The sequence below is a fragment of the Streptomyces sp. G-G2 genome, assembly GCF_030063135.1.
Classification (GTDB): Bacteria; Actinomycetota; Actinomycetes; order Streptomycetales; family Streptomycetaceae; genus Streptomyces.
The window spans coordinates 1-8,542 of record NZ_JASISO010000098.1 but is presented as its reverse complement, the minus strand read 5'-3'; the positions used below and the strand labels follow the sequence as shown (position 1 = coordinate 8,542).

At 71.4% G+C, this 8,542-nt stretch carries 7 protein-coding genes; 3 read left to right on the top strand and 4 right to left on the bottom strand.

Annotation, left to right across the window (positions count from 1 at the left end; all coding sequences use genetic code 11):
* The first annotated feature begins 134 nt into the window (after window positions 1-134).
* On the top strand, window positions 135-542 hold the full coding sequence (locus tag QMF80_RS37370; protein ID WP_283461813.1) for an Rv3235 family protein: 408 nt from the start codon (window positions 135-137) through the stop codon (window positions 540-542).
* A 483-nt stretch (window positions 543-1,025) separates the two neighbouring features.
* On the opposite strand, the gene secA is transcribed toward QMF80_RS37370, so the two are convergent.
* On the bottom strand, window positions 1,026-3,806 hold the full coding sequence (gene secA, locus QMF80_RS37365; protein ID WP_283461811.1) for a preprotein translocase subunit SecA: 2,781 nt from the start codon (window positions 3,804-3,806) through the stop codon (window positions 1,026-1,028).
* 228 nt (window positions 3,807-4,034) lie between these two features.
* Here secA and QMF80_RS37360 point away from each other — a divergent pair, with 228 nt between their 5' ends.
* Both QMF80_RS37360 and QMF80_RS37355 read left to right on the top strand, forming a co-directional pair.
* The gene (locus QMF80_RS37360; RefSeq protein ID WP_283461809.1) at window positions 4,035-4,616 is read left to right on the top strand and encodes a GNAT family N-acetyltransferase; all 582 of its coding nucleotides are present in this window, start codon (window positions 4,035-4,037) and stop codon (window positions 4,614-4,616) included.
* A gap of 94 nt (window positions 4,617-4,710) precedes the next feature.
* Window positions 4,711-5,877, top strand: coding sequence for a winged helix-turn-helix domain-containing protein (locus QMF80_RS37355; RefSeq protein ID WP_283461807.1), 1,167 nt, complete (start codon window positions 4,711-4,713; stop codon window positions 5,875-5,877).
* Window positions 5,878-5,907: 30 nt separating this feature from the next.
* Here the strand turns inward: QMF80_RS37355 and QMF80_RS37350 are convergent, their stop codons facing one another.
* The 3 genes from QMF80_RS37350 to QMF80_RS37340 all read right to left on the bottom strand — a co-directional run.
* Window positions 5,908-6,633 carry a response regulator gene (locus QMF80_RS37350; RefSeq protein ID WP_283461805.1) on the bottom strand — a complete coding sequence of 242 codons (726 nt, stop codon included), beginning with the start codon at window positions 6,631-6,633 and terminating at the stop codon, window positions 5,908-5,910.
* Window positions 6,634-6,850: 217 nt separating this feature from the next.
* On the bottom strand, window positions 6,851-7,546 hold the full coding sequence (gene hpf / locus QMF80_RS37345) for a ribosome hibernation-promoting factor, HPF/YfiA family (RefSeq protein ID WP_502963001.1): 696 nt from the start codon (window positions 7,544-7,546) through the stop codon (window positions 6,851-6,853).
* Window positions 7,547-7,860: 314 nt separating this feature from the next.
* A partial coding sequence (locus QMF80_RS37340; protein WP_283461801.1) for a ComF family protein occupies window positions 7,861-8,542 on the bottom strand: 682 nt, incomplete at its 5' end.

The following is an 8,542-nucleotide window of genomic DNA, read 5'->3' as shown; positions in this document are numbered from 1 at the left end:
CCCTGATAGGCGAACCGGGGCCGGGGCCGCGGCCCGGCGCGGGGCCGTTGCGGGGGGCCGCGGGACGCCCGTAGAAGGTCCTCGACCAAGTTACCGCCCGGTACCGCCGGGCCCGGCCACTTCGGGGACGCGCCATGACCAGCACGCGGAGCACCACCCGCCCTGCGGGACGCCACGACCAGCGCCGCCCGCCGAACCCGCCGCGCGGGGTGCGGTCGGGGCCGCACCACTGGTTCGCGGAACGGCTCCTGGCGGTGCTCAGCGGGCAGCGCCCGGTCCACTCCCTGCTCGGGCACACGGTCGGCCCCGCGTACGAGCAGCTGGTCACCCTGGCCGCCCCCGCGGGCCCCTTCCACGGCCGCCCGCGCCCGGCCCCGGTGCTGCGCCAGTGCGGCCGCTTCCACCCCGGGCCGGGCGTGATCGAAGCCTTCGCCCGCATCGCGACGGGCGACCGCCTCACGGCGATGGCCTTCCGCCTGGAGCAAGGCCCCGACCTGCGCTGGCGCTGCGCGGCGGTAGAAGTATCCGGCCCCCGCCCATGACCGGACCCGACCCGCCCCCAGGCCCGGCCCGATCCAGCCCCGCCGGACCCCCTTGGGACCCCCCGGTCCCGACCCGCCCAGCCCCGTCGGCGTTTGAGGCGCGGGGTCCGGGGCGGAGCCCTGGGGTGGGGCGGGCGGCACACCGGCCCGCACGCGCCCACCAGACGCGGCGGCCCCCGAACGCACCGCACACCGCCACGCCACCCCAGAGGCCCCGAGCGGCCCCCTCACGCCCCCGACGGCCGCCCCCGGGCCCCGGACCCCGGATCGACGGCAAGGGCCCCTGAACGGGCCGCCAGGCCACAAGGCCCCGGACCGGCGGGACCAGCCCACGAACGGCCGGCAGGCCGCGCAGCGCCCGGGGGCCGACCCAACCCGGAGCACAGACCACCCGCCCCCGCCCCGGGCAGCGCGACCCGGGAACGCCGACGGGGTCGGCCACCGCATCACGCGGCGCCCGACCCCGTCGGCGTTCCCGGAGGACTACTTCTTGCGGCGGCGCCCGCCGGACGCCTTCTGCGCCTTGCGCCGCTCCGCCCGGGTCATCCCGTCGCCGGACCCCTCGGCCCCGTCCGCGTCGAAGTCGCCCTCGACCACACCGCCCTCACCGTCCACGCTCGGCGCGGAGAAGTGCAGCCGGTCCGGCCGCTGCGGCGCGTCCAGGCCCTTGGCCCGGATCTCCGGCTTCGCCAGCGACGGCCCCGCGTCCTGCACCGGAAGCTCCTCGACCTGCTGCTCGACCTGGACCTCCAGGTTGAACAGGTAGCCGACGGACTCCTCCTTGATGCCTTCCTGCATGGCGTTGAACATGTCGAAGCCCTCGCGCTGGTACTCGACCAGCGGGTCCTTCTGGGCCATCGCCCGCAGGCCGATGCCCTCCTGCAGGTAGTCCATCTCGTACAGGTGCTCACGCCACTTGCGGTCCAGCACCGACAGCACCACGCGGCGCTCCAGCTCGCGCATGATGTCGGAGCCGAGCTGCGCCTCGCGCGCCTCGTACTGCTCGTGGATGTCGTCCTTCACGGACTCCGCGATGAACTCGGCGGTGATCCCGGCGCGGTCGCCCGCCGCCTCTTCCAGCTCGTCGATGGTGACCTTCACCGGGTAGAGCTGCTTGAAGGCGCCCCACAGACGCTCCAGGTCCCACTCCTCGGCGAAGCCCTCGACCGTCTCGGCCGTGATGTAGGCGTCGATGGTGTCGTCCATCATGTGCCGGACCTGGTCCTGCAGGTCCTCGCCCTCCAGGACCCGGCGGCGCTCGCTGTAGATCACCTCGCGCTGGTTGTTGAGGACCTCGTCGTACTTCAGGACGTTCTTGCGCGTCTCGAAGTTCTGGGTCTCGACCTGCGACTGCGCGGACGCGATCGCCCGGGTCACCATCTTGTTCTCGATCGGCACGTCGTCTGGCACGTTCGCCATCGCCATGACCCGCTCGACCATCTGCGCCTTGAACAGACGCATCAGGTCGTCGCCCAGCGACAGGTAGAACCGGGACTCGCCCGGGTCGCCCTGACGGCCGGAACGGCCGCGCAGCTGGTTGTCGATACGACGGGACTCGTGCCGCTCGGTGCCGAGGACGTAGAGCCCGCCCAGCTCCTTGACCTCTTCGAACTCGGCCTTGACGGCCGCCTCGGCCTTGACGAGCGCCGAGGGCAGGGCGTGCGCCCACTCCTCGATGTGCTCCTCCGGGTCGAGGCCCTGCTGGCGCAGCTCGGCGTCGGCGAGGTCGTCGGGGTTGCCGCCGAGCTTGATGTCGGTACCGCGGCCCGCCATGTTCGTGGCGACCGTGACGGCGCCGCGGCGACCGGCCTGGGCGACGATCGTCGCCTCCCGGTCGTGCTGCTTGGCGTTGAGCACCTCGTGCGGGACGCCGCGCTTGGAGAGCTGCTGCGAGAGGTACTCGGACTTCTCGACCGAGGTGGTGCCGACCAGGATCGGCTGGCCCTTCTCGTGCTTCTCCGCGATGTCGTCGACGACGGCCGCGAACTTCGCGACCTCGGTGCGGTAAATCAGGTCCGGCTGGTCCTTGCGGACCATGTCCCGGTTGGTCGGGATCGGGACGACGCCGAGCTTGTAGATCTGGTGGAACTCGGCGGCCTCGGTCATGGCCGTACCGGTCATGCCGGACAGCTTCGAGTAGAGGCGGAAGAAGTTCTGCAGGGTGATCGTGGCGAGGGTCTGGTTCTCGTCCTTGATGTCCACCCCTTCCTTCGCCTCGATCGCCTGGTGCATGCCCTCGTTGTAGCGGCGGCCGGCGAGGATACGGCCGGTGTGCTCGTCGACGATCATGACTTCGCCGTCGATGACGACGTAGTCCTTGTCGTTCTTGAACAGCTCCTTGGCCTTCAGGGCGTTGTTCAGGTAACCGACGAGCGGGGTGTTCACCGACTCGTAGAGGTTGTCGATGCCGAGCCAGTCCTCGACCTTGGCGACACCGACCTCGTGGATGGCGACGGTCCGCTTCTTCTCGTCGACCTCGTAGTCGCCGGTCTCCTCGATGCCCTTGAGGGGCTGGCCGGGCTCGCCCTTCTTCAGGCGGGTCACCAGCTTCGCGAAGTCGCCGTACCACTTGGTGGCCTGGTCGGCCGGGCCGGAGATGATCAGCGGCGTACGGGCCTCGTCGACCAGGATCGAGTCGACCTCGTCGACCACGGCGAAGTTGTGGCCGCGCTGGACCAGCTCGTCCTTCGACCACGCCATGTTGTCGCGCAGGTAGTCGAAGCCGAACTCGTTGTTCGTGCCGTACGTGACGTCCGCGCTGTACTGCTCGCGGCGCTGCGCGGGCGACATGTTGGCCAGGATGCAGCCGACCTCGAGCCCGAGGAACTTGTGGACGCGCCCCATCATCTCGGAGTCGCGCTCGGCGAGGTAGTCGTTCACCGTGATCAGGTGGACGCCCTTGCCGGACATCGCGTTCAGGTACGCCGGGAGGGTACCGACGAGGGTCTTGCCCTCACCGGTCTTCATCTCCGCCACGTAACCGAGGTGCAGCGCGGCGCCGCCCATGATCTGGACGTCGTAGTGGCGCTGGCCGAGGACGCGCTTGGCGGCCTCGCGGACCGTCGCGAAGGCCTCGGGCAGCAGGTCGTCCAGGCTCTCGCCGTCCTGGAAGCGCTGCTTGTACTCATCCGTGAGCGCCCGCAACTCGGCGTCGGAGAGGTTGACGAAGTCCTCTTCGATGGAGTTGACCTGGTCCGCGATGCGGTGCAGTTTGCGCAGGATCTTGCCTTCGCCTGCACGCATGAGCTTGTTGAAGACGGACACCGAGGTTTGTCTCCTTGCCGGTCGGGCCTGGGCACTGTTCGTACACGGGCACGGCAGGTGGACCCCACCGCAACGGCCATCGTAAGCGAGGACGTGGTCACGCCGGGAGGTCCGCCGTATCCGCAGGGCGGCTGGCACCCGCAAGAAGAACGGGCGGGGGGCCTGGAAGGTGCCGGTGTGCGGTGAAAACTGTTCGCGGCCCGCTCCCCGGCCCCACAGAATTCCCGCATGGAACCGAGCACCCTGATCACCGAGCGCCTCGTACTGCGTCCCCACCTGCCCGCCGACACCGCCGAGGTGCACGCCGCCTGCCAGGACCCCGCCATCCAGCGGTGGATCCCGGTCCCCGTGCCCTACGAGCTCAAGGACGCCGAGGTCTACGTGACGCAGACGGCGCCGCGCGGCTGGCGCGAGGACACCGAGTACAACTTCGCGGTCCGGCTCGGGGCCGACGGCCCGCTCGTCGCCACGCTCGGTGTCCACCCCCGGGGCTCCTTCGCGCACGAGATCGGCTACTGGTCGGTGGCCGACCACCGGGGCAAGGGCTACATGACCGAGGCCGTACGGGCCGTCGCCCGCTGGGCCTTCACGGAGGCCGGCTGCGTCCGGCTGATCTGGCGGGCCGGGGTCGGCAACGCCGCCTCCCGCGCCGTCGCCGAGAAGTGCGGCTTCGTGGTCGAGGGCGTGCACCGCGCGGGCATGGAGCACCGCGAGACCCTGCGCGACTGCTGGATCGGCGCGCTGCTCCCCTCGGACCTGGGCCTGCCCTCGCGCCTTCCGTACCTGCCCGCCCCCCGCCGCGACGCCTGAGCCGGTCGCCCCGGCGCCCGGCCCCGCGCCCGGCCCGCTGCCCGCTGCCCGCTGCCCGGCGGGAGTGTCAGTGCCGCGCCCTAGGCTGCGGGGCATGACCACCGCCACCGTCTCCCTCTCCGCCGACGAGGCCCGCCGGATCGCGCTGCGCGCGCAGGGGTTCCTCGGCGCCCCCGACCGCAAGGGCGGGGTGCGCGGCGTGCTGCGGCACCTGGGCGCCGTACAGCTGGACACCATCTCGGTGCTGGCCCGGTCGCACGAGCTGATCCCGTACGCGCGCCTGGGCGCGGTCGGGCGGCCCGCGGTGGAGGCCTCGTACTGGTCGGGCAACCACGCCTTCGAGTACTGGTCGCACGCTGCCTGCATCCTGCCCATCGAGGAGTGGCCGCACTTCGCCTTCCGCCGCCGCGCCCGCCGGGACCGGGGCTACCGCTGGCACATCCTGGCGGAGAAGGAGCGTTCGACGAAGGCGGTCCTGGACCGGCTGCGCGCGGACGGCCCGCTGACCTCGACCGAGCTGGGCGGCGCGAAGAACGGCGGCGAATGGTTCGAGTGGTCCGAGACCAAGATCGCGGTGGAGTGGCTGCTCGACATCGGCGAGGTGGTCTGCACCGAGCGGCGCGGCTGGAAGCGGGTCTACGACCTGCCGGAGCGCGCGGTACCGGACGCCCTGCTGCACGACGACCTGAGCGACACCGAGTGCCTGCGCCGCCTCGTCGCGCTCGCCGGGCAGTCCCTGGGCCTCGGCACCCGCGGCGACATCGCGGACTACCACCGCCTCAAGAACGACCAGTTCGACGCGGTGATCGCGGACTCCGGGCTGATCCCGGTCGAGGTCGAGGGCTGGGGCAAGCCCGCCTGGGCCGACCCGGCCGCCCTGGCCACCGCCCCCCGCGGGCGCCACCGCACGACACTGCTCTCGCCCTTCGACTCGCTCATCTGGGAGCGCCCCCGGACCGAGCGGATCTTCGGCTTCACCCACCGGCTGGAGGCGTACGTGCCCAAGCCCAAGCGGATCCACGGATACTTCGCGATGCCGCTGCTGGCCGGCGGCCTGCTCCAGGGCCGGGTGGACCCGGGCCGCGAGGGCTCCACCCTGGTGGCCCGCCAGCTCTCCCTGACCACCCCGGCCGCGGCCCGCCCGATGGCGGAGGCGCTGCGCGAGGCGGCGGCCTGGGTGGGCTGCGACGAGATCCGGGTGGACCGGGCCGCGAACGCCCAGGAGGCCGCCGCCGTCACGGCCGAACTGGCCGCGCTCTGAGGGCCGTCGGCGCCTGAGGCGCGTCGGCGCTCAGCGGATTTCGAGGATCTTCTCCCGCATCGCGTAGACCACGGCCTCCATCCGGGAGTGCAGCTGCAGCTTCTCCAGGATGTTGCGGACGTGGTTCTTCACGGTGTTCTCGGAGATGAACAACTCCTTGGCGATGTCCCGGTTGTTCATGCCGGTCGCCACCAGTTTGAGCACCTCCAGCTCGCGGTCCGTCAGCCGCGGCGCGGGCACCAGCCGCCGCTCGTCGGTGCGCTGGATCATCGACTTGAACTCGGTGAGCAGCTTCGAGGCCATCGACGGGCTGATCTGCGACTGCCCGTCGGCGACGGCGCGGATCGCGGTCGCGACCTCGTCCGTGGAGATCTCCTTGAGCAGGTACCCCGTCGCCCCGGCCTTGATCGCTTCGTAGAGGTCGGCCTCCTCGTCGCTGATCGTCAGCATGATGATCTTCGCGGAGGGCGCCACCTCCTTGATCGAGGTGCACGCCTCGATGCCCCCGCGCCGGGGCATCCGTACGTCCATGAGCACGATGTCCGGCAGCAGGTCCGCGGCCTTGTCCACCGCCTCCGCGCCGTCCCCCGCCTCGCCGACGACCTGGATGTCCTCCTCCTGTGCGAGGACGATCTCCAGTCCGCGCCGGAAGAGGGCGTGGTCGTCGACCACGAGTACACGGATCGGCTCACCACCCGGGCCGGTTCGGCAGTCCGCACCGCTGTCACCGCGCACCGGTCCGAAGCTGTCCGCCATCGTTCCTCCCCCTGCAAGGCCGTGGCCCGAATTCACGTGCCGCGCCGATCTGCGCCGTCTGCACCGATCTGCGCCGTCTGACGTCAACGCGGCGTGGTCGTACGCCGACTGACTGCCCGCCATGATTCCATGCCCGGGCCCGAGAGCGGGGTTTCACCAGGTGCATACGGGTGCCCCCGGCCACGCGAAGCGTCACCGGGGGCACCGCGAAGGACCGTCAGCCGCCGAGCGCGCCACCCGCGCCACCAGGCGATTCCTCCGTGCTGGAGGCACCGTCGGGGTTCACGTGAATGACGCCGTAGTCATAGGCGTGGCGCCGGTAGACAACGCTGGGCAACTTCGTTTCGGAGTCGACGAACAGATAGAAGTCGTGGCCGACCAGTTCCATCTCGTACAGAGCCTGGTCCAGCGACATGGGCGCGGCCGAGTGGGTCTTCTCGCGGACGATGAGCGGGCCGTCGCCCTGCACTTCGAGCGAACCGATCCGGGTCACCGGGACCTCGTCGGTCTTCTCCTCGGAGACGACCTCGCCGTTCGCGTTCAGCTGGGCGACGCCCGGCACCACATCGGCGACCTCGGCCGCCGACAGCCGGCCGTTGCCACGGCGGGAGGCGCGCTTGTTGTGCTGCTTGCGCAGTCGGGCCTCGAGCTTGTCCTGGGCCAGGTCCAGCGCCGCGTAAGCGTCTGCGGCGGCCGCCTCGGCACGGATCACGGGGCCCCGTGAGCGAAGGGTGATCTCCACGCGGTCGGAACGGTCGGCCTGGCGCGGGTTGTGTTCCTTGGACACCTCTACGTCCAAGCTGATCACCTTGGCGTCGAGCTTCTGGATGCGTTCCAGATTCAGCTTGTCCGCCACGTGCTTGCGGAATCGCTCGGGCACTTCGGTCTTACGGCCCTTGACGACGATGTCCACGCAGAACTCCGTTCCCGGATGGCTCCGCCTCAGCGGCGAAGCGTCTCCCTTTTGCACCAGGCTCCGGTGAACACCGGAGCCTCGGACTTGGCGACTTTCACCTCCTCCTCCCCCATCGGCAAGATCAACGCCACCGAGGTTGGAGTCGAGGGCAGGCTGCCTGATGCGGAGAAGCTCCGAAGCGCGAGTTCCTCTTCAACCGAACATATCCCTCTTGGACGGTTGCCGTCACCCGCTACCGGAACGTACCCCCGTTCAGGTGGCCATTCCCTCGTACTACCTGCAACGATGCGCCTTCCCACTCAGTTCCAAATCTATTCAGGGTTTTTTGCTCTGTTCGAGTCGAAAGACCCCCGCGGGGCGGCCACGACGGCCGCGCGCAGCCCCCTGTGGTCTCCGCCCGACGTGCGCAGCACCCGGGCCGCCTCCGTGAGGGTGGCCCCGGTGGTGATCAGGTCGTCCACGAGCACGATCCGCCCTCCGCCGAGCAGCCGCACCCCGCCGGGACACATCTCCAGGGCCCCCGCCAGGTTCTCCCGCCGCTGCCGGGCCCCCAGGCCCGCCTGGTCGGCCACCGGGCGCCGCTGGCGCAGTACGGACGCCACCCGCGCGGGCGTGCCGCCCCGGCGCAGCCGGGCCGAAGCCGCCAGCGCGATCCTGCGGGCCGGGTCGTGGCCGCGCGCCCGTACCTGCCGCCGGGCCGAGGGCATCGGTACCAGGACCAGTTCACCGGGCCCGTCGCCCCCGGCCCGGACCGCCGCGGCCAGCGCCGTGCCGAGCGCCCGGGCCAGCGGCAGGGCGCCGCGCTCCTTGTGGGCGAGCAGCACCGCCCGTACGCCGTCCCCGTACGCGGCGGCGGCGTACACCACCGGCAGCCCCGGCGGCGACGGGCACGGCCGTACGGCCCGCGCGCGGGCCCCGCTCAGCGCCTGCGCGCACTCCCCGCACAACACCCCCCGCGCCCTCCCGCACCCCGCGCCCGCGGCGGGCCGCGCC